Source organism: Burkholderia sp. YIM B11467 (assembly GCF_052952715.1).
The window spans coordinates 37137-62672 of record NZ_JBQVSQ010000011.1; the positions used below are offsets into that span (position 1 = coordinate 37137).

At 64.5% G+C, this 25536-nt stretch carries 21 protein-coding genes; 8 read left to right on the forward strand and 13 right to left on the reverse strand.

All coding sequences use genetic code 11. The annotated features are described in order from the left end of the window. Positions 1-119: 119 nt before the first annotated feature. Positions 120-1025: a transcriptional regulator GcvA gene (gcvA, locus tag ACTRWB_RS30175; RefSeq protein ID WP_446903981.1), complete on the forward strand. Its 906-nt coding sequence runs from the start codon at positions 120-122 to the stop codon at positions 1023-1025. Between the two features lie 185 nt (positions 1026-1210). On the opposite strand, the gene ACTRWB_RS30180 is transcribed toward gcvA, so the two are convergent. Beyond that, a complete protein-coding gene (locus ACTRWB_RS30180; RefSeq protein WP_129517566.1) occupies positions 1211-1513 on the reverse strand; it encodes a DUF4148 domain-containing protein in 303 nt (100 codons plus the stop codon). A gap of 2587 nt (positions 1514-4100) precedes the next feature. Here ACTRWB_RS30180 and ACTRWB_RS30185 point away from each other — a divergent pair. Beyond that, entirely contained in the window at positions 4101-5417 is a 1317-nt protein-coding gene (locus ACTRWB_RS30185) for a replication initiation protein (RefSeq protein ID WP_129517567.1), read from the forward strand. A 94-nt stretch (positions 5418-5511) separates the two neighbouring features. Here the strand turns inward: ACTRWB_RS30185 and ACTRWB_RS30190 are convergent, their stop codons facing one another. The 4 genes from ACTRWB_RS30190 to ACTRWB_RS30205 form a co-directional block, all read right to left on the reverse strand. Then, positions 5512-6543: a ParB/RepB/Spo0J family partition protein gene (locus ACTRWB_RS30190; protein ID WP_193102291.1), complete on the reverse strand. Its 1032-nt coding sequence runs from the start codon at positions 6541-6543 to the stop codon at positions 5512-5514. Next, positions 6536-7234, reverse strand: coding sequence for a ParA family protein (locus ACTRWB_RS30195; RefSeq protein WP_129517569.1), 699 nt, complete (start codon positions 7232-7234; stop codon positions 6536-6538). Before ACTRWB_RS30195 ends, ACTRWB_RS30190 begins: the two co-directional genes overlap by 8 nt. Positions 7235-8676: 1442 nt before the next feature. Further along, positions 8677-9687 (reverse strand): AraC family transcriptional regulator N-terminal domain-containing protein, encoded by a 1011-nt coding sequence (locus ACTRWB_RS30200; RefSeq protein WP_446903982.1) that lies wholly within the window; start codon positions 9685-9687, stop codon positions 8677-8679. A gap of 127 nt (positions 9688-9814) precedes the next feature. Beyond that, the gene (locus ACTRWB_RS30205) at positions 9815-10939 is read right to left on the reverse strand and encodes an MBL fold metallo-hydrolase (RefSeq protein ID WP_446903983.1); all 1125 of its coding nucleotides are present in this window, start codon (positions 10937-10939) and stop codon (positions 9815-9817) included. An 83-nt stretch (positions 10940-11022) separates the two neighbouring features. Here ACTRWB_RS30205 and ACTRWB_RS30210 point away from each other — a divergent pair, with 83 nt between their 5' ends. Continuing rightward, positions 11023-11676 carry a TetR/AcrR family transcriptional regulator gene (locus ACTRWB_RS30210; RefSeq protein WP_446903984.1) on the forward strand — a complete coding sequence of 218 codons (654 nt, stop codon included), beginning with the start codon at positions 11023-11025 and terminating at the stop codon, positions 11674-11676. A gap of 204 nt (positions 11677-11880) precedes the next feature. Further along, positions 11881-12372, forward strand: coding sequence for a flavodoxin family protein (locus ACTRWB_RS30215; protein ID WP_446903985.1), 492 nt, complete (start codon positions 11881-11883; stop codon positions 12370-12372). A 111-nt stretch (positions 12373-12483) separates the two neighbouring features. Here ACTRWB_RS30215 and ACTRWB_RS30220 read toward each other — a convergent pair whose 3' ends face one another. Next, the gene (locus ACTRWB_RS30220) at positions 12484-13068 is read right to left on the reverse strand and encodes a DUF2889 domain-containing protein (RefSeq protein WP_446903986.1); all 585 of its coding nucleotides are present in this window, start codon (positions 13066-13068) and stop codon (positions 12484-12486) included. A 711-nt stretch (positions 13069-13779) separates the two neighbouring features. On the opposite strand from ACTRWB_RS30220, the gene ACTRWB_RS30225 reads away from it, so the two are divergent. Together ACTRWB_RS30225 and ACTRWB_RS30230 are read left to right on the forward strand one after the other, a co-directional pair. Beyond that, entirely contained in the window at positions 13780-14547 is a 768-nt protein-coding gene (locus ACTRWB_RS30225; protein WP_446904095.1) for a ProQ/FinO family protein, read from the forward strand. Between the two features lie 495 nt (positions 14548-15042). Next, positions 15043-16104: a DMT family transporter gene (locus tag ACTRWB_RS30230; RefSeq protein WP_446903987.1), complete on the forward strand. Its 1062-nt coding sequence runs from the start codon at positions 15043-15045 to the stop codon at positions 16102-16104. A gap of 400 nt (positions 16105-16504) precedes the next feature. Here the strand turns inward: ACTRWB_RS30230 and ACTRWB_RS30235 are convergent, their stop codons facing one another. From ACTRWB_RS30235 to ACTRWB_RS30265, 7 genes are all read right to left on the reverse strand, one after another. After that, entirely contained in the window at positions 16505-17107 is a 603-nt protein-coding gene (locus ACTRWB_RS30235) for a nitrogen fixation protein NifQ (protein WP_446903988.1), read from the reverse strand. Positions 17108-17191: 84 nt separating this feature from the next. Beyond that, positions 17192-17617, reverse strand: coding sequence for a TOBE domain-containing protein (locus ACTRWB_RS30240; protein ID WP_129517579.1), 426 nt, complete (start codon positions 17615-17617; stop codon positions 17192-17194). 189 nt (positions 17618-17806) lie between these two features. Beyond that, entirely contained in the window at positions 17807-19306 is a 1500-nt protein-coding gene (locus ACTRWB_RS30245) for an efflux transporter outer membrane subunit (protein WP_446903989.1), read from the reverse strand. Next, complete coding sequence (locus tag ACTRWB_RS30250) at positions 19303-20283, reverse strand: efflux RND transporter periplasmic adaptor subunit (RefSeq protein WP_446903990.1); 981 nt, start codon at positions 20281-20283, stop codon at positions 19303-19305. Before ACTRWB_RS30250 ends, ACTRWB_RS30245 begins: the two co-directional genes overlap by 4 nt. Position 20284: 1 nt before the next feature. Then, on the reverse strand, positions 20285-20497 hold the full coding sequence (locus ACTRWB_RS30255; protein WP_039369242.1) for a DUF1656 domain-containing protein: 213 nt from the start codon (positions 20495-20497) through the stop codon (positions 20285-20287). A 34-nt stretch (positions 20498-20531) separates the two neighbouring features. Next, positions 20532-22664 (reverse strand): FUSC family protein, encoded by a 2133-nt coding sequence (locus ACTRWB_RS30260; RefSeq protein ID WP_446903991.1) that lies wholly within the window; start codon positions 22662-22664, stop codon positions 20532-20534. Beyond that, positions 22661-23140 (reverse strand): MarR family winged helix-turn-helix transcriptional regulator, encoded by a 480-nt coding sequence (locus ACTRWB_RS30265; protein ID WP_129517583.1) that lies wholly within the window; start codon positions 23138-23140, stop codon positions 22661-22663. The genes ACTRWB_RS30260 and ACTRWB_RS30265 overlap by 4 nt, the downstream gene beginning before the upstream one ends. A 320-nt stretch (positions 23141-23460) precedes the next feature. Between ACTRWB_RS30265 and ACTRWB_RS30270 the strand changes: the two genes are divergently transcribed. Next, on the forward strand, positions 23461-24321 hold the full coding sequence (locus ACTRWB_RS30270) for an FAS1-like dehydratase domain-containing protein (protein ID WP_446903992.1): 861 nt from the start codon (positions 23461-23463) through the stop codon (positions 24319-24321). A gap of 40 nt (positions 24322-24361) precedes the next feature. After that, positions 24362-25525 carry an acyl-CoA dehydrogenase family protein gene (locus tag ACTRWB_RS30275; RefSeq protein WP_446903993.1) on the forward strand — a complete coding sequence of 388 codons (1164 nt, stop codon included), beginning with the start codon at positions 24362-24364 and terminating at the stop codon, positions 25523-25525. The last annotated feature ends 11 nt before the right edge of the window (positions 25526-25536 follow it).

A 25536-nucleotide genomic window follows, 5' to 3' on the forward strand; every position in this document is an offset into this window, starting at 1 on the left:
ATTCAGACACTGATTCGGCCGAGCCGGCCGTTTGTGTGCCATATTGGCGGAGCTGGATCGCCCGATCAAACGATTAAACCTGAGACATCGCGCGAGGAAATATCACGCGAAACGACACAATGGCCCGACGCCTCCCTCCGTTGAATTCGCTGCGTGCGTTCGAAGCCGCCGCGCGGCTCGGCAGCTTCACGCTGGCCGCCGACGAGCTGTGCGTGACGCACGGCGCGATCAGCCGGCACGTGCAGCAACTGGAGGCGTGGCTCGGGCGGCCGCTGTTCGAACGCCACAACCGGCGCGTCGAACTGACCGACGCCGGCCGCGCGTATCTCGCCGAGGTCGGCGCATCGTTCGACCGGATCGCGCTCGCCACCGCACAACACTTCGGCCACGCGCAGCAGCGCGTGCTGCGCGTCAGCGCGCCCGCGACGTTTTCGTTGAGGTGGCTCGTGCCGAAGCTGTCGTCGTTCCAGGTCGCGCATCCGACCATCGAGGTGCGGCTGTCGACGTCGAACGAGCCGATCGAGAAACTCCGCGACAAAGTCGACCTGATTGTTCGCGGCGGCCCGCAGGCCATCGACGGTTACATCGCCGAGGAATTCCTGTCCGAAGTGCGGCTGCCGGTGTGCGCGCCGAAGCTGCTGGAGGGCCGGCCGTTGCATACGCCCGCCGATCTCGCCGGCTTCACGCTGCTGCACGCGGCAACCTATCCCGGCATGTGGCCCGAATGGCTCGCGGCGGCCGGGCACGCGAATCTCGTGCCGCGACACTCGCTCACGCTCGAGCATTTCTACCTGACGCTGCAAGGCGCGCTCGACGGGCTTGGCGTCGCGATGGGACCGATCGCACTCGTCGCGGACGACATCGCCGAAGGCCGGCTCGTGCAGCCGTTCAGCGAACCGGCGTTGCCGCCGTGGCGCTACTTCACGTATGTGGCATCCGCGCGCGCGGATGACGACGCCGTGCGAGCGTTCAAGGACTGGCTGAAGATGACGGGAAACGGGGGTACGTCGGGCGGGAGACACTGACCGCATCGACATGCGGGTCATGCGCGCGATGACATTGAAATGCAGGATTACGAATCAAATAATGCGGATTCGCCGAACGTGTTGATCGTCGTTCACGCTGGGCATTCGCTTTTGATGTGCATCGCGTGATTGCGATGCACGACGCAAGCCGCGGATCAAACCGTGGCTTGCTGCGTGGGCAACGCTTACTGGGGGTTCGCCTTCTTCTCTGCGTTCTGCAGGTTCTGCGGATAGTTCGGATCGTTAGCCGCCGGCTTGTAACCAGCGTCCTCGAGCTTCTTCAGCTCGGCGGTGTTCTTCGCGCGCGCAGCCTTGTGCTCTGCCTTGCGTTGGGCCTTGGCCGCCTTGCGTGCCTGGCTCTTCGCTGCCTTGGCGTCCTGTGCAGCGGGCGCGCTGGCGTCGGTCTGGGCAAACGCGGGAACTGCCGAGCCGAACAGGAACGCGGCTGCGGTCGCAGCCAACGTGAGTTTTCTGATCTGGATTCGCATCGCTGAACTCTCTTTTCTGGTTTATCACGGATTGAAAGACCGTCGAGATACCGCCCCTGTCCCGATCGGTCGTCGTGTCGCGATCAGGACCTGTGCATCATAACCGTGTCGGGAAAAATGTGGCGCCAACGTGCAAACGGAATTGGGGATACACGTATGGGAGAAAACGCGGGGGTCACGCGACCGTCGCCTGAGCGGGACAGCGACGGTATATCGCGTTTCGGCGCGCGTGCGGATCGTGCGGTTACGGGAAGCGGAAACGTCCGATGAACCTCATGCTTCTGTGAATAGAAGAGGACAGGTCACGCAATGCGATGCGAGATACCCCATGACGATTTCACCGGTGGTGTCGCCGGCACGCTCATGTTCGACGTGATCGTCATCACACGACCGCGATCACCGCTGCAGCAGTCGACCTGTGTGCCACGTTGCCAGTCGACGCGGTTCAAGCGTCGGCTTCTCCCATAAACGGCCACGATTCGGTTCGTTCGGCGATCAAGGCGACCGTGGCGCGTCACGTCGGGGCGAGGCGATTAATCCGGCGACCTATCGCAGCACTGTGATGTCGATGGTTACCTTGGCAGAAACACATTGCCGTGTGGCATGTATGACGAAAACGGTAGACGCCAGACGCAAGGTGAAGCGGTCAATCGGAATCGCCTCACGGGTGCACCGAGGAAACCGCACGGACGAGCGATGCTCGTCTCGCGAAAGTTGCTTCTGCGCGGAAGTCGCCACAAGACTGGTTGGTCCGCGCGACCGTGCGGGCCGACACATCAGGCACCGCGCATAAGTGCCACAGGTCTTTTATTTGATCGTGTCGGTAGGCCGACATCCGTCGCTCGACCTGGTCTGCACAGCTTGCATATACCTGTGGGGCAGCCGTGTCGGTGAGCTTTTACGGGATTCGGATGTTTTGGAAGGTGAGCATGTTCGGGATCGTCGCCCGGATTCGATTGCGGTGAGCTTCGTCGTCGACGGTATCTTCACTTTGGCTCGCAACAAGCTTGAGATCGACCCAGGAGCCATCGCTGTGTGCGGACGGTGCCGGACACGATGTTTGCTCCCGGGAAGCCGTCCTGACCCCGCCTCGCGACCCGGCGGCACAGCATTGCTCGTCGGTTTATTCCCAAAGGTAGAAAAGTTGGAAGACCTCCGGGTGGCGAAATGAACCTCGGTCCGTTTCCTCTGTGCACAGTCCACAGGCTAAATATGACGAGGCGCGTCGACAGACGATCGGAAAAAACTTGTCCGCGGACGGGGAAGCACGAGTGCAAAAAACCACGCACGTTCAGACCAGGATGATTTCGAACTGCTGTGGGTGAAACCGAAGGTGTCCGCGTTTTCGGTCGCGGATGGGTTTTGCTGGTCAATCGCCGGCACGTGGGTAGCCGCGCCGTTGATTTTTTGGTCCCATAAAAGGGAACCTGTCAGTGAAAACGGGCTTTTTCATCCCGATTTCCCCCATAGGTTTCTACGTTTCGCCTCATGTGAGTGGGTACTCACCTCTTCTGGAAGCCCTGTCGGGCTTGAAGCCTTGGTGGAACAAGGCGCCAGGGCATTGCTCGGTACACCTGAATCGCGGCATCGGGACGCTTAGAGCACCACAGACGGCTCCCATTGGTAGCGGTTTATGGGGCTTGTCTTTCTGTGTCTGCACACGTGTGTTTACATCTTTGGTTAACAACGTTTACTTCTTTAACTACTTTTAGACGGCTCACAGCCTTATTCGATAAGGGTTTGAGCCTTGTTCGGTACCCATTTATGGGAGCACAGGTGGAAGGGTCTGGGGCTTAAGGTCTGTGGATTTGGGGTTTGGGGTACCGGGTTGTGGGGAATCGGGGTTGTGGATATGGGGCAAGCGTACCCGGTTATGGGAAATCGACCGTAAAACGCGTGAGGTAGTCGTCTATGGGAACACATGAAGGTCGCCTTTTATGGGGCGCTTTTATCGATCCGTAAGTGTCTGGTTGCACAGCGAATTTCTTTGGGTAGCCATTTGTGGGGCATCTCGAAGGTATCCGTTTATGGGGGGCATCCGGGATCGATCGATTGCATTTCGCCATGGTGCTCTGTGTACGGTTCCCATAGACAGGATCGCTGCAGCAAACAGGTAACCCTTTATGGGGAACATAATTGGTTGCCGTTTATGGGAGCGATTTCTACCTTCGAGACCGAAAATAACGCAACCCGCGAAGCCGACGTCTGCCGACAGGTACCCTCCTGTGGGAATCGATGAAGGTAGCAATTTATGGGAGCAAAACGCGACTGTGCTGCAGGGCACCACGAATTTGGCCGACGATCGCGATTCCGCTCGTTTGCTCCCCATGGATGGGTACCTTCCCGAGGGCAAATCTCGTGCCGGGTTTCTGTGCCCGAACATGAAAGGTAGCGGCTTGTGGGACGTATTTTGGCCAAAAGGTAGATGGATATGGGGCTCCGCGCAGATCGGTTAATCTGAAATTTCCCTTTTGCATCTGGAGCTTAGCTGCGAAAGTGCAAGTGATGCAGGAGCAAGGACGTTGCCCCCGGGCGCGAAAAGGTATAAAGTCCGCTTCCAACACGGTCACCTTATCCGGACATTACGATGCCGCGCAAGCCCGCAAGCAAAGGCTCAGACAAACAGGTTTCGCTGTTTCAGACACCAGAGCCTCCCGACTTGCTGCGCAAGGCGGTCCAGGCGATTCATATCGCGCCCAAGTCGGGCAAGATCGGTCTGCAGCAGCGCAAGATGTTCAGCTCGCTGATCAAGAACGCGCTTCGGCAGGAGGCGTTCGAGCCGGGCCGGACGAGCTTCTCGATCTCGATCGCGTCGCTTTCGCACGAGAGCGGGTTGAACAGCAACAACACGAAGTACGTGAAGGACACGGTCAACTCGCTGATCAGTACTGTCGTCAACTGGGACTACCTGGCCGCGGACCGTTCGACCGTCTGGAAAGCATCGGGCCTGCTTGCGGGCGCGGAGCTCGAGCAATCGGTGCTGAAGTACAGCTTCTCCGACCAGATTCGCAGCGAACTGCTCAACCCCGAAATCTACGCGCTGATCGATATGCGAATCGCCCGCGAGTTCCGGCGGTCGCACTCGCTCGCGCTGTGGGAGAACACGGTGCGTTACGAAGGGATCGGCATCACCGCGAAGATCCCGCTGCCGAAATTCCGCGACCTGATTCTCGGCCAGGACAAGGCGTCGCAGTCGTACAAGGAATACAAGCTGTTCAAGAGCAAGGTCCTGGTGCCGTGCATTCAGGAGGTGAACGAAGTATCGGATCACACGCTCGAGCTGATCGAACACAAGTCCGGCCGTAGCGTGGAAGCCGTTCAGTTCAAGGTGACGCGCAAGCAGAGTGCCGATACGGTCGAGGATGGCGACGTCAAGAACGAAGCGCTGGTCGAGGAGGTCGCCAAGTTCGGCATTCCGCGTTCGGAAGCGCGCCGGCTGATCACGCAATATGGCGTCCAGCGCATCAAGGCGGCGATCGCCTATACGCTCAATCGGACTACGAAGAAGAATGCGGCGCCGGTCGACAACGTGGCCGCGTATTTCCGCAAGGCGCTGACGCACGGCTATACGCTGGCCGACGGGCAGGGCACCGAGGCGGCCGCGCCGGCGAAGGAATCCTCGCAGAGCAAGCAGGAGCAGATTCGCGACAAGTATCTGGCGGCGAAGGTCGAGGAAGCCGGTGCGTATTTCCGCGAGCTGGAGATCGACGACCAGACCAAGCTGATCGAGCGTTACAACGAGACGGTGGCGGGCTCGAAGGACCTGACGCTGTCGCCGAAGAAGAAGGCGAGCAAGCTCGCGCAGACCAGCTTCTTCCGCTGGCTGGCACTGGATACCTGGGGCGAACCGACCTCGGACGACCTGCTGGAATTCCTGCTCAAAAGCAGTCTCGCCGGCAACTGAACAAGGCCTCGCAGCCGAGTGTGCGTCGTGCGCCGGACTCGAACGTCCGGCTTCGCGGCGCAACGCGGATGCGAGGCCTTCTGCTTTTGGCGCGTTACTTTGGCGTGTCCGCCGCCAGCTCGGCGACGTACGCGTCGATGACGGTCTTGAGCTTGTCGGCGAGCGCTTCCTGGTGGGACGCGTCGACGCCCTTCAACTGCAGATCCAGACGCCCGTCCGGGTAGGTCTTCAACTGGCCGACCGCGCGCGATTCGAGCGCGAAGTCGTGACGAACGCTGTAGCGCGTGCGTCCTGCTTTCTTGTTGCCGTCGCTTTGCGCACGCAGGAAATTCTCGAGATCGCGGACCGATTTCTTCCGGTCGATCACGGCGGTAAGCAGCCGGTCGGCCGTCGGTTCGCCGAGCCGCTCGAAGATCAGCTTCAGGAAGTACGCCGCCTGCAGGCCGACCACATCGTTCGCGCTGGCCATCCGTTCCAGGAGCGTGTTGGGCAGCGCGTTGAGCGACAGCGTCTTGCTGATCGACGCCTTGTCCTTGCCGATCTTCTCCGCCAGTGTGTTCTGGTCGGAAAAGACCTTCTCGTCGAGCAGGCGCTTCCACGCGACCGCATCGTCGAAGATCGTCTGGCGTTCGTGGTCGTGGTTCGCCCGATACGCGATCGTATAGAGCTGCTCGGGCGTGTGGTCCGTGCGGAACGTGGCGTTGATGGTTTCGTCGCCGTTGATGCTCGTCGCGCGCAGCCGGCGTTGCCCGTCGATCACGACGAGCTTGCCGGGAAACTCCGGGAGCCGCGTGACCTTGATCGGCTCGATCTGCCCTTCCCGCTTCAACGTCAGTGCGAGCTCGTGCAGGCTCGACTCCGAGTAGAACACGCGCGGGTTGAACGGGTTCGGGATGCAGTCCTTGACCAGCACCTTCTGCGGTGCGCCGAGATCCTGCGTGCCGGCGGGGGCGGCCGTGGCGGTGGCAACGACAGGTGCCGCTTCGCCGGCGAGATTCGGCGCGGCCGCCGGTTCGGGCAGACGCGTTTCGAGTGCCGCGTTTTCCTGCGCGAGTCCGCGCAACAGACCGGCCGCGAGATGCAGGTTGCCGGTCGGTTTCTTCTCTTTCGATGTGTCCTTAGCCATGGGCGGCGGCTCCGGTAGCGCGCGTCGACGCGATGTATTGGGCCATTTCCGTGACCAGCCTTTCGATTTCCGCGCGGGCTTCTTTCAGGCCCTTCAGGTATCGATTGTGATGATGGATCGTGGTGCCGAGTGCGAACGTCTGACGGTAGACCTCGCGTTGCGCGATCTGGCTGTCGAGCAGATGCTCCCCTATTTCTTCAGCCCTTAGAATTTTTAAAATTTCTTCACGCATTTTAGTTTTTCCATTGACACTATTCAGCATCAATGCGGAAGAAAGACTTGGATTACGAACGGCGCGCATCGACTCGATCATGCGAATCATCGCGACCGTGCTGTACAGGTCGGCCGGCGACGGCGACAGCGGCACGAGGCAGAAGTCCGCAACTTCAAGGACGGATGCGATGCGGGGATCCTCAAGGTTGCCGGGACAGTCGACGACGATCACGTCGAAGTTCGCGTCCTGCTTCTTGATCTCGCCACCGATACCGCGGCCGGCGGGGGCCAGCGAAAGGACCGTCATCGGCAGCGTGTTCTCGCCGCTCGTGACCCATCGGACCGAAGTGCCTTGAGGGTCGGCATCGATCAAGGCGACCTTGTTGCCGCCGGCCTCGAACGCAGCCGCGATATTGACGGAGATGGTTGTCTTTCCAGTCCCACCTTTTTGATTACTGACGGCGATCTTGAAAGCCATTTAATTCCTCCAAGGAGTTTTGCGTAATATATGCAGTTATTGTCTAAATGTCCAGAAAAGCGTTCGACTCGGTGTATGTCTTGGTAGTCGATGTGGTTGTCACGTGACAAGTGGGCCAAATGGCTAACGAATCGTTCGCAATTAGTAATCGAGTAAAAATAAAAATGTGGATTGCGTTCGTGACTATTGCGTAAAGACAGGAAGAGAACTCGGTGTTTTTTCACGTGGGTGACGAAGTTGAATCGGAGAGACTGGTCGCCTGACTAGGTCTTTATCGCTGACAAAAGTGGAGCGACGCCGATCGATTGGTTTCGTGGGTATCGTCGAGATATGCAGTTGTCACGTGACAAGTCGCCAGAAAGAGATCCCTGTTGGTGTCGTACGTTGCTAGAGAGTTCTTGAGCCGATTGCGGTTCCGATTGCAGCGACATCGCTTCAACGTCCGATATACGGCCATTGGCGACCTCGATTACTTGGCGCCGGGGTGAGTTGTCACGTGACAAGCGCCCGAGGGTGTCATCAATGGCGTCGTCGTTATGCTTCTCAGGACACGTTGCGATCTACAAAAACAAAGGACGCCAAAGGGGATCGCAAAACTTGGGATGGGTTTTCCGGCAACGGGTTGCCGCCAAACCGCGTTTGCCAGAAGGATCGGTTGACGAGTTGTCACGTGACAACAGGGCAGCTATACCCGGTGGTTCGAGCGGCGAATCGGTCCGAGGCGCTCGACTTGTCGTCGTGGACGCGTCCATGTCGAAGAGGTCGCGAGACATCAATCGATCTGTCGGTCTGAATACTCTATCGCGGCCTACTCGCACTCCCGTGCCAGACGAATGACCCTGCTGCTTGCCGAGCTGCATCCAGGCGAACCCATCGTAGGCGTGAATGATATGTCCCTATTTAGTAGGGGTGCCATCACCTTGTTTCATCGCCTACCTTGTCGGCAGGGGAGGGGCGTGGTTTTGTCATGCTGATCCCGTACTGAATCAGCGCAGTTTGGTATCTATCCGTGGCGTCTCACGCGTGCGGGCCCCGATTGGGGCGCAAATGCATGCGCTGACGGAGGCGTGCCAACACAAACAGGTCGGATCGTGAAACATTTTCGAGAAATGGGGTATTCTTGGAAATCCTTGCCTGGCAATGACTTGCGCCATATTCTTCATGTTGTTTCACGCAAAATGAATGAGATCACTCCCGGAAATAGGGGCGCATGGCTTTCTAGGGTGTTGCGGTCGTCGCGAGAAACGGAAGTGGCACAAATTGTATTTTGTGATACGTAATTTGTGGTTTTCAATACGTAGCATTGTCGGCTCGGCCCCGAAGGGCAATCGATTTGCCGCAGCTTCAGTACATCGCGACACCCGGTCGAGTCTCCCTCCGACGCGGAACGCCAATTTTCAACGCGAGTTGTCACGTGACAACGCCCTGCTCTAGCCCCGCAATCAATACGTTGCCGCGATCGACAGAACGACGTCCGTCCCGCCGCGCAGGCTATCGATATCTCGCCGCGGTGAATTGCCGAACAACCGACTGTATTCGCGATTGAACTGGGTCGGGCTCGCATATCCGACCCTGAACGACGCTGACGCGGCGTCGAGCCGCTCGGACAGCATCAACCGACGCGCCTCATTGAGGCGTATCCATTTCTGATACTGCAGCGGACTCATGCCGGTGAGCTGGCGGAAGTGGTGATGGAAGGTCGAACTGCTCATCTGAACCTGCGCGGCAAGATCATCGACTCGCAGCGACTCGTCATAGTGGGTCCGCAACCACCGGATCGCGCGCGACACACGGTTGCCCTGGCTGCCGGCGGACGCGATCTGACGCAGGCGGGTACCCTGGTCGCTCGTCAGCAGGCGGTAGTAGATTTCCCGCTCGACGTACGGTCCGAGCACGGCAATGGCGCTCGGGTCGTCCAGCAATGCCAGCAACCGGTTCAGTGCGTCGTACAACGGTTCGGTCATGTCGCCGACGACGAGGCCGCGGCCTGCGGGGGCCTCGTCGTGATCCGGTGCGACCTGCGCCATCAGTTCGGCCATCACGCGAAAATCCAGCTTGAGGCCGAGCCCGAGATACGGCTTTTCGCGGCTGGCCTCGATGACCTGCGTCGAACCCGGCAAATCGAGCGACGTGATCAGGAAGCGATTGGCGTCGTAGATATAGGCATCTCCGCTCTGAATCATCCGCTTCGCGCCCTGGACGACGAGACCGAAGCTCGGCTCGACCATGCAGTCCATCGGCTGCGTCGGCGCCTCCCTTCGATGGAAACTCAGGTTCGGAATGGCAGTGGTGAGGTGGTCGACGCCTTCGGTCCATTTCGCGACGCGCTCAGCGAGCGTGTGCCGTAGATCGTTCTCGCGACTGGTCGGCCTGGGACCTGCCTGGTTGCGTGCGGCGATGGCGACGCCGTCGTCTTGTTGGCTGGGTGTGTATCGGACGGGTGCCGGATGCATGACTTCTCTATTCAGGGGATCGTGTCTTCAGGCACGCCGCCGACGTGCAGGTGCCCCGGTAACGTTTCTTCCGGAATCGCGGCATTGCCGCGCTCCCGGAAGGCGTGCGCCACGAACGGTGAACCTGTTACTTCGTCGCCTGCGACGCGCAGAGCTGCCAGCGGCGCGGTTTCGTTGCCGGCGTCGTCACGCGCTCGTCTACCGTGCGCCACCACCGCTCGCCGCGATGCGGTGCGTCGAGATTGAGCCGCTCGCCCATCCTGGGCGTCGACAGCTCGACGCCGCGCACGATGGACAGCGCCGTGACGCGCTCGAACGGCTCCTGCCAGCGATGCATCGCGAGATCGAATGTGCCGTTGTGGATCGGGACCAGCCAGCGTCCGCGCAAGTCGATGTGTGCCTGCACGGTTTCTTCCGGCTGCATGTGCACGTACGGCCATTGCGCATCGTATGCGCCCGTTTCGATCAGCGTCACGTCGAACGGCCCGAGGCGCTCGCCGATCGTCCGGAATCCGTCGAAGTAGCCGGTGTCGCCGCTGAAGAACACGCGCAGGTCGTCGTCGACGATGACCCACGACGCCCACAGCGTGCTGTTGCCGTCGAACAGGCTGCGCCCGGAGAAGTGCTGCGCGGGTGTCGCGGTCAGCGTCAGGCCGGCCACGTCGACACTTTGCCACCAGTCGAGCTGACGGACCTTCGTCGCGTCGATACCCCATTCGATCAGGCGATCGCCGACGCCCAGTGTTGTCACGAACACGTCGGTGGTTGCCGCGAGTGCGAGCACCGTATCGCGGTCGAGGTGATCGTAGTGATCGTGCGACAGGATCACACCGCGCAGCGGCGGAAGCTCTTCAAGCGCGATAGGCGGCGCATGGAAGCGCTTGGGGCCGACGCGTCGAAACGGCGATGCGCGTTCGGCGAACACGGGGTCGGTCAGCCAGAATTCGCCGCGCAGTTTGAGCAGCAGCGTCGAATGGCCGAGCCGGTACAGGCTGCGATCGGGGGCCGCGTCGAGTTCCGCGCGGGTCAGCGAATCGACGGGCAGGGTGCCTGCCGGCACGGTATTGCGCGGCTTGTTGACCAGCATGTTCCAGGCGATCCCGAGCGTCTTGCCGAACCCTTCGACCGGACGCGGCGCGACATTGCTGAAGCGCTCGCCATTGTGCTGCGGCGACCCGCCGGACAGCGCGCGGCCGCGCCTGGCGGCCGCAAAACCCAGAATGCGGTGAATCAAAACGAGAGGCGATGCCATGTCGGTTCGTCCGGAGAATAAAGTACACTAAACAGTGTAGTTTATTTTTAGGATAAGTAAACTACCCGGTGTAAAATTTCCGTATGGATACCAGCACTCCCCCTCAGCGGCTGACCGATCGAAAGCGCGCAGCCATCGTCGATGCGGCCATCGAGGAATTTCTCGCGGCCGGCTACGACGCGACCAGCATGGATCGCATCGCCGCGCGCGCGGACGTGTCGAAGCGCACGGTCTACAACCACTTTCCAGGCAAGGAAACGTTGTTCGCCGCGATCCTGCACAAGTTGTGGGATGCGACCCGGACCGGCAGTTCGCCGACCTATCTCCCCGATGTGCCGCTGCGCGAGCAACTGCTCGCGTTGCTGGACCGCAAATTGCGCCTGATGAACGATGAGTCATTTCTCGCGCTCGCGCGCGTCGCGATCGGGGCGGCCATTCATTCACCGGAACGCGCCCGCGACATGGTCGAGCGTCTTGGCGAGCGCGAGGAAGACGTGACGGTCTGGTTGCGGGCGGCCGCGGCCGCCGGTCGCCTGTCGGTCACCGATCCGGTGTTCGCCGCGCATCAGCTGCATGGCGTCGTGAAGGCATTCGCATTCTGGCCGCAGATCACGATGGGCCAGCCGCCGCTCACGGCGCCGGAGCAGCAGAAAGTTGCGCACTCCGCTGCCGACATGTTTCTCGCGTACTACGCGCGGTCGGACGGCGACGATGCATCGCGCGCCACGCCAGGCTGACCGTACACCCTAGAAGATCATGCGCGAATCGAAGCCGGAGCCATGCGTACGATCGATGCGTGCTTCGCGCCAACGAGCCGACGTGCGTGGCAACCAGCCGATCCGCACCAGCGAACGCAGAACCGCCTCGACACGTGACGAATAGCCATCCAGCAGATACCGGCTGCCGCCGTCGTACCTGAAGCCGAACCCGAGCGACTACGAATGAAGACGCTGTTGATCGTCTATCACACGATGACCGGAGGCACGCAGCAGATGGCCGAAGCGGCTGCCGGCGCGGCGCGCGAGCAACCCGGCGTCGACGTCAGGCTGCAGCGCGCGGACGTGACGAGCGCCGACGATGTGCTGGCCGCCGATGCCTACCTGTTTGCGACGCCCGAGAATCTCGCGGCGATGTCCGGGCTGATGAAGGACTTCTTCGATCGCTGTTATTACGCGGCGCTCGATCGTGTGAACGGCCGCCCGTATGCGGCCATGATCTGCGCGGGTAGCGACGGACAGAACGCGTTGCGGCAGATCGACCGGATCGCGACCGGATGGCGGCTGAAGAACGTGGCGCCCGGCCTGATCGTCTGTACGCACGCGCAGACGCCGGAGCGCATCCTCGCACCGAAGACGATCGATACCGATGATCTCGCGCGCTGCGCCGAACTCGGTGCGGGTCTTGCCGCGGGACTCGCGCTGGGCGTGTTTTGACGTCCGGTGTGGTGTCAGCGGCAACCGGTCGACGCGAGACGAGAGCTGCGGCCGGTTGTGCACACAACTCACACGTTCCTGCAGACACCGGACCGGCCGAATGCCGAGTCCCTAGCTGCCTTGTGCCGGCGTCGAAGGCTGATGGTATTCGGGCCAAAGACGTTTCACGAGATCGCGCGATGCGCCATACGCATGGCAACTGTCGATCTTGAGCGGCTTTCCTTCGCTGTCGCGGGAGTCGAGCGAGGACGGCCGGATGCCGACCATCGTCTGATAGGCCGTGGTGGCGACCGGGCCGAGCAATTCCTTCAGGTGTGTGCACGTATCGCAGGACGGCAGGCGCTTGCGGATCTCGCTGTTCCAGCCGGCACCGATGGTCAGCCCGACGAGCGCCTGCAGCGAGTCGCCGCCGCCCGGGCACTGCGCATACGGATGCGACTTGATGAAGGTGGATACGGTGCGGACGACCATGTCGACGTCAAAAACCAGCGTCACGCCAAGGTCGTGGATCGGCGACAGTGCCGCGACCGTGCGTGTGCCGCCCGGCGGCGTGAAATCGCTTGTCTTGCGATCCGCGAGACAGGCCGTCACTTCGAACAGGCCGTCGCTGCGCCGATAGCCGCGCATGTCGATCTGTCGATGGTGAATCTCCTCGCGCGTGATGCCGTCGTGGAGGATGTCGTGTTGGGGAACCATGAATCCGCTCCGTTTCATACAACCGGTTCTTTTCGCAGGCAAGCGGGATGTCGCCAGCCGAACGGGTGCGCAGCGAGGCGGGTCGATGTATGCTGCCGACGACGTTGATCCGGCCATACTACGCATTTTTCGGCATCCTCGTCCGCCACGCGATCGATGCGGGCGCAACGAGTCGGGTCCGGGTGCCGGTGCAATCGATGGGCGTACGGGCGTGTCGCAGAGACGTTGCGCCAATCCATCGCCGCATGCGGTGCGTCGCTCGCGAACCGGGATCGTTGGCATGTTCGTCACCGCACTCGGGCGACGCGATTTGTCGGGCGGAATGCCGCACGGTGGGTGTCGGCAAGCGCCGAATCCGGACAGATCATGTCGCGCGAGACTGGCCCGATTTTCGATGACGGCGGTGAGCGACGTGACATCCGGGAGCGTATCCATATAATGCGCAACACGACCGCGCGGACGCATTTCCGGGCCCCCGGATCGAGCAATTGCAGACCGGCGAGTCAGCCGGCTGCCGCGCGTAACGGTATACTTCCACTCCTGCCTTGTCCGGCATCGTGGCCGGGTGCCTGAAAACAGAGTGGCGTGCGCGATGCGGCCCCGCAGTGTTCCGCATCGGAGGCGGACGGGGCGCATGTATGGCGGCGAAGCAGTTGCGCCGCGCGGAATGGCCGCACGAACCACACCTTATATTCCTGGTGGATTGAATTTATGGGTTTTGAACAACTTGCCGAATTGCGGGCGCAGCTCGCAGCGAAGGCCAAGCAGGATCGCAACGCGAAGCGGCCGGCAGCGCCGACGGACGCCGGCGCGAAGCCGAAGTCCGGTGGCGACCAGCCGCCCCGCGGCGCCAAACCGGGTGCCGGCGCGAAAGCATCGCATCGCGCGAAACCCGCTGCGGCGAAGCCGTCGGCGCCGGTCGATCCGGTCATCGTCGCGATCGGCAAACTGCAGCGGAAGTTTCCGCGCGCGTTCCCGAAGAATCCGGCCCCCAAAGTGCCGCTCAAGGTCGGCATTTGGGACGACCTCGCACGCGAGGCACAGTCGGTGGGTCTCAACGAAGCTGAACTGCGCGAAGCGATGTCGACGTGGTGCCGTGGCAATCGCTACTGGTCCTGCCTCGTCGAAGACGCGGTGCGGGTCGATCTGCAAGGCAACGAAGCAGGGCGCGTGACGCATGACGACGCAGCGCGTGCGCGCCGGCTGAAGGCCCGCCGCCCCGGCAAGGGTGCGGCGCAATCGGCCAAGGGCGCGCAGCAGCCGCCGAAGGCCGAGCAGCAGGCCGAGGCCGCTGCCGCGCCGCAACCGGCGGAAGCGGAAGCGCAGACGGACTCCGCGGCCGCCGCCACCGTCGCACGGCAACCTGCGAACACGGAAGCGCAGACCGACACCGCCGCCGTTGCGCCGCAACCGGCGAACACGGAAGCGCAGACCCACGCGGCACCGCAGGTCGAGCAGCAAACGGCCGGAAACGAGTAACACGTGCCGCGCCGCCGTGCGACTGCATGGCGCTCACCCGCATGCATGCCGCATGCGGCGCATGACACGACAGACTGACCTGCCTCGCTCGAGGCAGGTCAGGACTGCCTCTCCGGCGCTCGACTGCCGGCACGCATCCATCCCGTATCAGACAGACAACGCGACCGGACGAAACAGGTCCGTCAACGTGCGCTGCCTGCGCGATGCATCGACGTTCCTGTGCGCGTATGAATAGCAAGCATGCCTGAATGCAGTAACGCCTCAGTCAAATAATTCGGTTTCCTAAAATATTGATATCGGGATCGTCGATCGGCATGTGAACGATGTCGTCCGGCCATCGTGACACGATGACGCGCGATAATCTCGCCGGGATCGTCAGGCCGAGAGCAAGTCGGCCAGTGCGATGCAGCTTGCATTTCGAAAGGTAAGGGGCGCTCGCGTCGACACGACCCGAAGTCACGTCCATCGTTTTTCAACGCCAATTCAAACCGGATCATGAACCCGAGACATTCCGCGATTCTCGTCGCACTCACCGCCGCCGCGCTGTTCGGTGCCGCGACACCGCTCGCCAAGGCGCTGATCGGCGCGATGTCGCCGTTCATGGTCGCCGGCTTGTTCTATCTCGGCAGCGGTGTCGGGCTCGGTATCGGGATCCTGCTGCGCGGGCTGCACAACCGTCGCGCACCGGCCGCGGCCGCCGCGCCGCTGCAGCGCGCCGACCTGCCGTGGCTGGCCGGCGCGATCGCGGCGGGCGGCGTGGCCGGCCCGGCGTTGCTGATGCTCGGGCTGTCGAGCACGCCGGCGGCGACGAGCGCGTTGCTGCTCAATCTCGAAGGCGTGCTGACGGCCGTCATCGCGTGGGTCGTGTTTCGCGAGAACGTGGACTCGCAAGTGTTCCTCGGGATGGTCGCGATCGTCGCCGGCGGCACGCTGCTGTCGTGGACGCCGGGACAGGCCGGCGTGCCGGTCGGCGCGTTGCTGATCGTCGGTGCATGCCTGTGCTGGGCGATCGACAACAACCTGACCCGCAAGGTCGCCGCGAACGACGCAATGGTCATCGCGTGCGTGAAAGGGCTGATCGCCGGACCCGTGAACATCGGCATCGCACTGGCGACCGGGGCGACGCTGCCCGCCGTACCGGTCACGGCTGCCGCGATGCTGACGGGGCTCGGCGGCTACGGGATCAGCCTCGTGCTGTTTGTCGTCGCGCTGCGGCATCTCGGCAGTGCGCGTACCGGCGCGTATTTCTCGATCGCGCCGCTGTTCGGCGTCGTGCTGTCGCTGCTGATCTGGCCCGCGCTGCCGCCGGCGACGTTCTGGATCGCCGCCGCGCTGATGGCGCTCGGCATCTGGCTGCACGTGCGCGAGCGGCACGAACACACGCATGCGCACGAGCGGCTCGAGCACACGCACCGGCATCGGCACGACGAACATCACCAGCATACGCACGACTTCGCGTACGACGGTGACGAACCGCACACGCATCCGCACGTGCATCTGCCGATCACGCACAGCCATGCGCATTTTCCGGACATTCATCACCGGCATCGACATTGACTGCGTGATGAACGGCGGGCGGCCACATCGCATGCGATACGCATCGCAAGGTGACCGTTTATGGGACCTGCGTCGAATCGCGCGACCGCCCATTTCCATCGCCGCTCGATCACGACAACGACAGCGGGTGCGAGCCTGGTCGTCGGTCTGGAGCAACGGGATCAGCGAACCGTCGGGTCGATCAGTGCGCCGATCGTGCCGCCTCAGGCTTCGCATGTCGGCCGGTGCGTGCGGCCAGCCGCTTGCTTGCTCCGGAATGCCGGCCGTGAGCACGTCGTCGAAGAACGCGCCGACATCCGCGAGCCGGAAGCAGCAACTGAACCGCTCGTCGCCGGATCGGGTTCGGGGTGCGGAAAGAATTCCAGCTGAAACGAATGGGCCGCGCAGGCTACCGCGACGGCTATCGCGCTTGCGGGAAGCAGAACCCGAAATCCTCGCAGCCGGGGCATCCGGGTGCGGGCCCCGGTGGCACGCCGAGCGATGCGGCCACTTCCTGTGCGAGGAATTTCTTCCAGCGCAGGTGAGCGACGTTGCGCGCGGCGAGCGCGGGGAAAAAGCGATCGAGCATCGCCGATACCGCGTCGCGCCCGTCGAGCCCGAGATCGCGCCACAGATGGTCGGGGCGCAGGCACGCATGCGCGATGATCGACGCGAGACAGTCGGCGTCGTCGCGGGGGGCGGCGGGATTCGCGTCGTCCATCAGCCGCGTGTGCAGCGTCGCAACGAATGCCGCGTGGGTGGAGGGCAGCAGTGCCATCGCGACCGTCGACACGAGTGCGCCGGCATCGGCGGAAGGCAGGTGCGGAAACTGGCGGGTGAGCAGGCCGGCCAGTTGCGCGCGAGACAGGCCGAGCAGCGCGAGTTCGTTGCGGCACGCACGTGCCGTAACGAGGGCGCCGAACAGGCGTGCGTCGGGCGTGTCGGCGTTGGCCGCCGCGTGCAGCAGCGACGGCAACGCCCGGTCATGCGAGGACGGTTTCGCGCGATCGGGTTCGGTCGTCATCGTGCGCACCCGTAGGGCAGCCGGGCCGCACGATCCGCGCGAATACGCGGCGCAAAACGGATCGCCATCGCGATCGTCACGCGATCACTCGACGCCGACGATCACGCTCGATGCCTTGAAGATCGCGGACGCGGCCGTGCCGCTCGCGAGGCCGAGACGAGCGACGCTGTCGTTGGTGACGATCGCGACGATCTCGGCGCCGCCCGCGGCCTTGACCACGACTTCCGAATTGACCGCGCCTTTCACGACCGACGATACGGTGCCCGCGACGCAGTTGCGGGCCGAAACCTTGCTGCTGTCGACGTCGACCATCACGATGACCGACGACGCCTTGACGAGCGCGAACGCCTTCGTGCCGGCCGCGAGGCCCAGCGAAGCCGCGCTGCCGTGGGTGATCACGGCGACGATGTCGAGGCCGTCCTGCGTGCGAAGCGTGATTTCGTCGTTGACGGCACCGGGCTTGACGGCACCGACCTGGCCGGCGAAATGGTTGCGGGCGCTGGTTCGCATGATGGATCTCCGGAGTGGATGTCGCTGCCGGACCGGCAGCGAAAGATGAATGGAATGCATCGGCGAGTTTACCGCCAATGCGGGCGTCCGTCGCCGTCCGGATGCTATGGTGCGAATCACGAAAACCCCTTTATACAAGGCGTTTTGCGACGCTGGCGCTATATACCGAAGTCTATGACGACTGGGGTATTACTCGTTCGCCGCGGGTGCCGAAGCGGCGTGCGCGGTGTCGGGCCGGGCGTTCTGCGCGGTCGCCGCGTGGTCGCTGTCCCATCCGCCGCCAAGCGCGAGGAACAGCCGCACCTGGTCGGCGGCGACTTGCCCTTCGGCCGCGGCGACCTGCGCCTGCACACTCGTCAGCGTGCGTGTCGCGTCGAGATCGGAGATGAACGATTCGCGGCCGGCCGCATAGAGGCGGTGCGTTTCGTCGGCGGAATTGCGCGCCGAGTCGTAGGCCGTGCGCAGCGCGTCGGTGCGCTGCACGTCGGCGGCATAGGTTGCGAGGCTCGACTGCGTTTCGCGCAGCGCGTTCAGCACGACACCGTCGAAGTGCGCGAGCGCGCCGCCCGTCGCCGCTTCGGCTTCGCGCACGCGAGCGCGCTGGCCGTTGACGGGGAACGACCAGCTGATCAGCGGTCCGAACGACCAGCGATTCGTGGTCGACGAGAACAGGTCGGCGGCGACGCCGACCGAGCCGGCCGACGCACCGATGCTGACCGACGGGTACAGCGCGGCGGTGGCGACGCCGATGCGCGCGGTCGCGGCGGCGAGCTGCCGCTCGGCTTCGCGCACGTCGGGGCGGCGACGCAGCAGCGCGGCGCCGTCGCCGATCGGAATCGGCTGGCGCAGCTTCGGCAGGCGTTCGCATTCGGCGACGGCCTTCGGCAGGTCGGCCGGCGAGCGCGCGAGCAGCGCGGCGAGCTGGTATTGCGCGACCTTGCGGCGGCCTTCGAAGCGCGGGATGTCGGCGGCGAGCGTGCGCACCTGCGTCACGCCGCGTGTCACGTCGGTCTGGTTGCCGCGCCCGGCATCGCGCAGCCGCTGCGACAGCGCGACGCGCTGCTTCTGCAGTGCGAGCGACAGTTTCGCGACCGCGAGCTCGTCTCCGGCCGAGCACGATTCGACATACGCGCGCACGACGTCGGCGACGACCGTGATGCGCGCCAGGTCGCCGGCCGCCTGGACGGCCTCGCTGTCCGCGCGCGCGGCTTCGACGCCGCGCCGCAGCTTGCCGAACAGGTCGATCTCGTACGACACGTTGATGCCGACCGCGCCCTCGTTGACGACCGGCAGCTTGTTTTCGAGCAGGTATTGCTCGGCCGATTCCTGCGCGCGCTGCACGGCTGCATCCGCCCCGCCCGAGAACCCGCCCTGCTGGTTCGCGACTTCCAGCGCCGCGCGCGAGCGTGCGAGGTTGGCTGCGGCGACGCGCAGGTCGGTGTTCGACTTCAGCGCGGCGCGCACGAGTTCGTCGAGCACGGGGTCGTCGTACAGTTGCCACCAGTTGCCGGGCACGGCGTCGCGCGATACGAGCGTGCCGTTCGCGTCGTCGAGCGCATGGTTCGCGAGCGGCGCATTCACGTACGCCTGCTGCGGCAGCGTGTAATCGGGGCCGACGGACTTGCACGCGCCGAGGGCGAGCGCAAGCGGCGCGAGCGCCGCCGCGAGGCGCAGACCGTGCCGATTCATTGCGACGCTCCCGCCGCGCTGGCGGCCATCCCGGAAGCCGTCGCGACCGGCTTGGCTACCGACGCTGCGCTTGCGCCGGCAGCCGGCTTCGCGTTGTCGTTGCGGCGCGTGTCGGATGCGCGCATCGAGACGGTCGCGGTGCGGCCCGCGATCATCCGGAAATCGTCGGGCACTTCGTCGAGCACGACGCGCACCGGCACGCGCTGCGCGAGCCGCACCCAGCTGAACGCCGGGTTCACGTTCGGCAGCAGGTTCGCGCCCTGCGTGCGGTCGCGATCCTCGATCGCGGCGACGATGCTCTGCACATGGCCGCGCAGCGTATGCGGCTCGCCCATCACGATGATGTCGACGGGCTGGCCGATGTGGATGCCGCGCAGCTTGGTTTCCTCGAAGTAACCGTCGACGCGGAACGAGTTGCGGTCGACGACCGACAACACCGCGCGGCCGGCCGGCACGTATTCGCCGACGCGCGGCGCGCGGTCGTTCAGGTAGCCGTCTACGGGACTCACGATCGTCGTGCGCTGCAGGTTCAGCTTCGCGGTGTCGAGCGACACCTGCGCATCGGCGACGGCGGCCTCGCCCTGTTCGACGCGCGTGCGGCTTTCCTCGACCTGTTCGCTCGCGACCAGGTTGCCGAGCTGCAGGTTGCGCGCGTATTCGCGCTTCGCCTGTGCGAGCGTCGCACGGCGCTGCGCGAGCGTCGCTTCGGCGAGCCGTTCCGCGAGCGTGTAGCGGGCCTGGTCGATCACGAACAGCACCTGGCCGCGCTTGACCTCCTGGTTGTCGTCGACCTGTACCGACGTGATGAGACCCGACACGTCCGGCGCGACCTGGATTACGTCGGCGCGCACATGCCCGTCGCGCGTCCACGGCGAGAACATGTAGTAGTTGATGATCCGCCACAGCACGAGGCCGGCCACGACGACGACGATCAGGGTGAGCAGGATTTGCCCTGCCGAGAGCCAGGTTTTTTTCACGTTAGGTAGCCACGAGATGGTGGGAAACGATCACGACGGCGGCAAGCACGAAGACATAGATGCCGAGGTCGAAGATCGAACGGTGCCAGACGAGGCGGTAGAAGCCGACGCGCTCGAGCACCGCGCGCACGACGATGTTGATCAGGTACGCGATCAGCATCAGCACGAGCGGAGCCGGCACGAACACGCCGAAGATGTCGATTTCGCCGATCATGGTCGCGGTCGGAAAGACAGGTTGGGAAGCCGGGTCATGCGCGTGCTCCGTCCGGGGCCTGCGGCGCTTGCCCGGCCGAGGCCGGATACAGCGACAGGCGCAGGCCGACGAGTGCGTGCAGCGTGTCGCGCAGCCGGCGGTGTGTCGCGGGCGTGGCCGGTGCCGCGGGCGTCGTGCCGTCGTCGGCCGGCGCCGCGCGCGGCACGGTGCGGCCGGCCACGCGGTGCAGCGCGTCGTCGATCGTCGCGAGCAGCGCTGGCGGCGCGGGCTGGCGCGCGTTCGCGGCCGCGCAGCGCGCGTAGTGGTCGGTCACGCCGGCCAGCACGCGGTCGATCGCGTCGGGCACGTCGCCCGACAGCCGGCGGCGCGAGCGGCGCAGGTCGAGCGCGTTGAGTGCGATGCGCAGGTCGCGGAAGCTCTCGATCGACGGGTGGCGGTGGTCGTCGGACGCACCGAGGCGCGGCAGCAGCTGCGTGACGCGATCGAGCATCCGCGATGCGTGGTTGCGCTGATCGTCGAGCGGCTGCGTCGACGCGGAGCGCGCGACGTCTTCCCAGCCCGAGCGCAACAGGCGGCGCACCGCGAGTTCCGCGCCGAACGGCCGCGTCGCACGGGTCCATACATAGGCGAACAGCAGCCCGGCGACGCCCGCGAGGTTGCTGTTCAGGAACACGAAGAAGTCGGCCTCGTACGCGCTCTGGATGCTGATGAAGGTGGCCGTGTTCACCGCGACGAGCATCGTCACCATGTTGAACTGCGGGCGCGGCAGCAGCGTGCCGATCAGGATGAACGGGCCCGCGAACATCAGCACGAGCATCGCGAAATCGTGCACGTGCGGCAGCACGACGAACAGGTACAGGCCCGCGAATACGACGCTCGCGGTCGTCGCGAGGAAGAACTTGAACACCAGCGGCGCCGGTTCGTCGAGTGCGGCGAAGAAGCTGCACGACACGGCCACGAGCGTGACGGCGGCCGCGCCGTCGTGCCAGCCGGACGAGATCCACAGCCAGCACGCGAACACGATCGCGAGCATGACGGTCAGCGTCGAGAACAGCATCATCCCGCGATCGAAGAAGCGCTCGGTGCCGCCGAGCCGCCAGTGCCGGTAGCGCGGCTGCCAGATGCCCGACTCGTTCGCGATCAGCGCGCGCAGCGAGCGGCAGTCCTGCCAGATGTCGATCACCTGGCGCAACCGCCACAGCGCATTCGACAGCAGCGCACCGTCCCAGCTCGCCAGCGCGCTGTCGGGCGGCTGCAGCGCGGCAATGCGTTCGCGCAGGTTGTCCGCGACCGGATCGTGGGCCATGTCGCCTTCGGTGCCGGATTTCACGGCCGGTAGCGGCGCGTCGAACCACTTCGCGGCGTCGGCCAGCAGCGCGTCGAGCGCGGGCGGGCGCACATGCAGGTCGCGCATCAGCGCGATCAGCGGATCGGCGAGCGACGACATCAGCGGCAGGAACAGCTGCATCCGGCCCGCGAGCGCCTGCGCACGCGCGAGAATGCGTGGATGCGCATGGTCGTAGCCCAGCTGGCTCAGCAGGAATTCGAGGCCGGTGATGGTCGCAGCAAGGCGCTGCCGGCACGCGGACAGCGCCTTGCCGGCGATCTGTCCGGACAGCGTTTCGCGGCCGTAGAACGCGGCGTCCTTGAACCACGCGTCGGTGCGTTCGATCAGCATCGGCGCGAGCCGGTTCGGGAAGATGGCGCTGCCGACCACGCTTGCGCACACGATGCCGAGCACGATTTCCTCGGTGCGCGCGATCGCGACGTCGAAGATCGTGGACGGATCGGTCACGGTCGGCAGCGCGACCAGCGGCATCGTATAGCCGGCGAGCATGAACACGTAGCTGCGCGCGGTACGGTCGGAGATCGCGAGATAGAGCAGCGTGCCGCACCAGGTCGCGACGATGATGGCGAACAGCAGCGGCGTCTCGACGAACGGCGGCACGAACAGGATCGCCGCGGCCGCGCCGAGCGCGGTGCCGAGCGCGCGATACAGCGCCTTCGAGCGCGTCGCGCCGACGAACGGGTTCGACACGATGTAGACGCTCGCCATCGCCCAGTACGGGCGCGGCAGCTGGAAATACAGGCCGAGGTACAGCGCCAGCATCGACGCGGCAAACGTCTTGCCCGAGAACAGCCAGTCGCGAAGGCTCGGGTAAGTCATGACGCAGTGTGACCCGTGTGGGACGCGCCCGCCGCGGGCGCATGCGATTCGGATGCGTTGAACGCGTCGAGCACGCGCAGCGTCGCTTCGAGATCGGCGCGCGAGACGCCCTTGAGCACCTGCGCGCGCAGCGTGCGCAGGTCTTCCTCCATCTTCGCGGTGACCGCGCGGCCGGCGGCCGTCAGCGAGATCGTTTTCGCGCGGCGGTCGTGCGGATCCTCGTCACGGCGCGCCAGGCCGGCCGCGCACAGCTGGTCGAGCAGGCGCACGAGCGACGGCCCTTCGATGCCGACGTGTTCGGCGAGTGCGCCCTGCCGCACGCCTTCGCCGAGGCGGCCGGCGATCAGGAGCGGCGTCGCGCAGGCTTCGGACACGTTGTACGCGTTCAGCACGCCGTCACTGGTGCGGCGCCACTTGCGCGCGGACAGCACGAGCAGGCTGCTGACGGCGAGGCGGAGGTCGTGCAGATTGGTCATGGGCGAGATGATAGGGGCAAAACAATTCGATAGCAAACTATCGGTTTTTGTCACCCGGATGACACGTCGCACGCGGCGCGGCCGGCCCGTCTGAAGCAATTTAGGCGGCGTGCCGGGGATGGTCAAACTGTAAGGTTGGCGTGAGCGAACCGCGCGCGGCCGGCGCGGCGACTATATTGAATGGTCAGACGAGATCCGTCCGGCCGGGCAGCGCGTGCCAGTTAAGCAAATTCGAAGCCCCGGTTCGGGAAAGCCGACTTCGCGAAACGGCGCGCGGCATGCATATTGGGGACATTGCAAGCGCACCGGAGACTCCGCACGTGTCGACCTCATCCTCGCAACCCACCGCCGCCGCGTCGCTCGACGCGTGGCTCGGCAAGACCGAAACGCTCGGCGACGACATCACCGCGTTCCCGCTGAACGCGCTGGCCGCCACGCTCGACCGGGCGCCGCCCGGCGACGTCGTGCCGCCGATGTGGCACTGGCTCTACTTCCTGCCTGTCGCGCCGCTGGCCGAAGTCGGCCCCGACGGCCACCCGAAGCGCGGCGGTTTCCTGCCGCCCGTGCCGCTGCCGCGCCGCATGTGGGCCGGCGGCCGGCTGACGTTCCATGCGCCGCTGCGCGCCGGGCGGCGCGCGACGCGCGAATCGACGATCGCGAATATCGAGGACAAGACGGGCCGCAGCGGCCGGCTCGTGTTCGTGACGGTGCAGCACCGGATCGAGTGCGACGGCGCGCTGTGCGTCGAGGAAGAGCACGACATCGTCTATCGCGACGCACCGCAGCCGGGCGCACCCGCGCCGAAGCCGGTCGCGGCGCCCACGGGCGAGACGTGGACGCGCACCGTCACCGCCGACGCGGTGATGCTGTTCCGCTATTCGGCGCTGACCTTCAACGGTCACCGCATCCACTACGACCGCAGCTACGTGACGCAGGAGGAAGGTTATCCGGGGCTCGTCGTGCACGGCCCGCTGATCGCGACGCTGCTGGTCGATCTCGTGCATCGCGAACGGCCCGACGCGACGCTCGCGAGCTTCGCGTTCCGCGCGGTGCGCCCGACCTTCGACGGGCAGCCGTTCACGCTGTGCGGCAAGCCGTCGGACGACGGCGGCACGATCGAGCTGTGGGCGAAGGATCGCGACGGCTGGCTGACGATGCAGGCCACCGCGACCCTCGCGTGACGCACGCCTCGCGCTCCTTTCCATTCTTCGACGACGGACCATGCAGACCACGCAACAAGATCAGTACCAGGACATCCGCGAAGCAGTGCGCGACCTGTGCAGCCAGTTTCCCGGCGAGTATTTCCGCAAGATCGACGAAGCGCGCGATTACCCGGACGCGTTCGTCGACGCGCTGACGAAGGCCGGCTGGCTCGCAGCGCTGATCCCGCAGGAATACGGCGGATCGGGCCTCGGGCTTACCGAGGCATCGATCATCATGGAGGAGATCAACCGTTCGGGCGGCAACTCCGGCGCGTGCCACGGGCAGATGTACAACATGGGCACGCTGCTGCGCCACGGCTCGGCCGAACAGAAGCGCGCATACCTGCCGAAGATCGCGAGCGGCGAACTGCGCCTGCAGTCGATGGGCGTGACCGAGCCGACCGCCGGCACCGACACGACGAAGATCAAGACGACCGCCGAGAAACGCGGCGACCGTTACGTGATCAACGGGCAGAAGGTGTGGATCTCGCGCGTGCAGCATTCGGACCTGATGATCCTGCTCGCGCGCACGACGCCGCTCGCCGACGTGAAGAAGAAATCGGAAGGGATGTCGATCTTCGTCGTCGATCTGCGCGACGCCATCGGCCGCGGGCTGACGGTGCAGCCGATTCCGAACATGGTCAATCACGAGACCAACGAGCTGTTCTTCGACAACCTCGAGATTCCCGCCGAGAACCTGATCGGCGAGGAAGGGCAGGGCTTCCGGTACATCCTCGACGGGCTGAACGCGGAGCGCACGCTGATCGCGGCCGAATGCGTCGGCGATGGCTACTGGTTCATCGACAAGGTGTCGCAGTACGTGAAGGAGCGTGTCGTGTTCGGCCGCCCGATCGGGCAGAACCAGGGCGTGCAGTTTCCGATCGCGCGCGCGTTCGTGAACGTCGAGGCCGCGAGCCTGATGCGCTTCGACGCCGCGCGCCGGTTCGATGCGCACGAACCGTGCGGCGCGCAGGCGAACATGGCGAAGCTGCTCGCGGCCGACGCGTCGTGGGAAGCCGCGAATGCGTGCCTGCAGTTTCACGGCGGCTTCGGTTTCGCGTGCGAATACGACGTCGAGCGCAAGTTCCGCGAGACGCGGCTGTACCAGGTCGCGCCGATCTCGACCAACCTGATCCTGGCCTACGTCGCGGAGCATATCCTCGACCTGCCGCGCTCGTTCTGACGGAGGCCGAC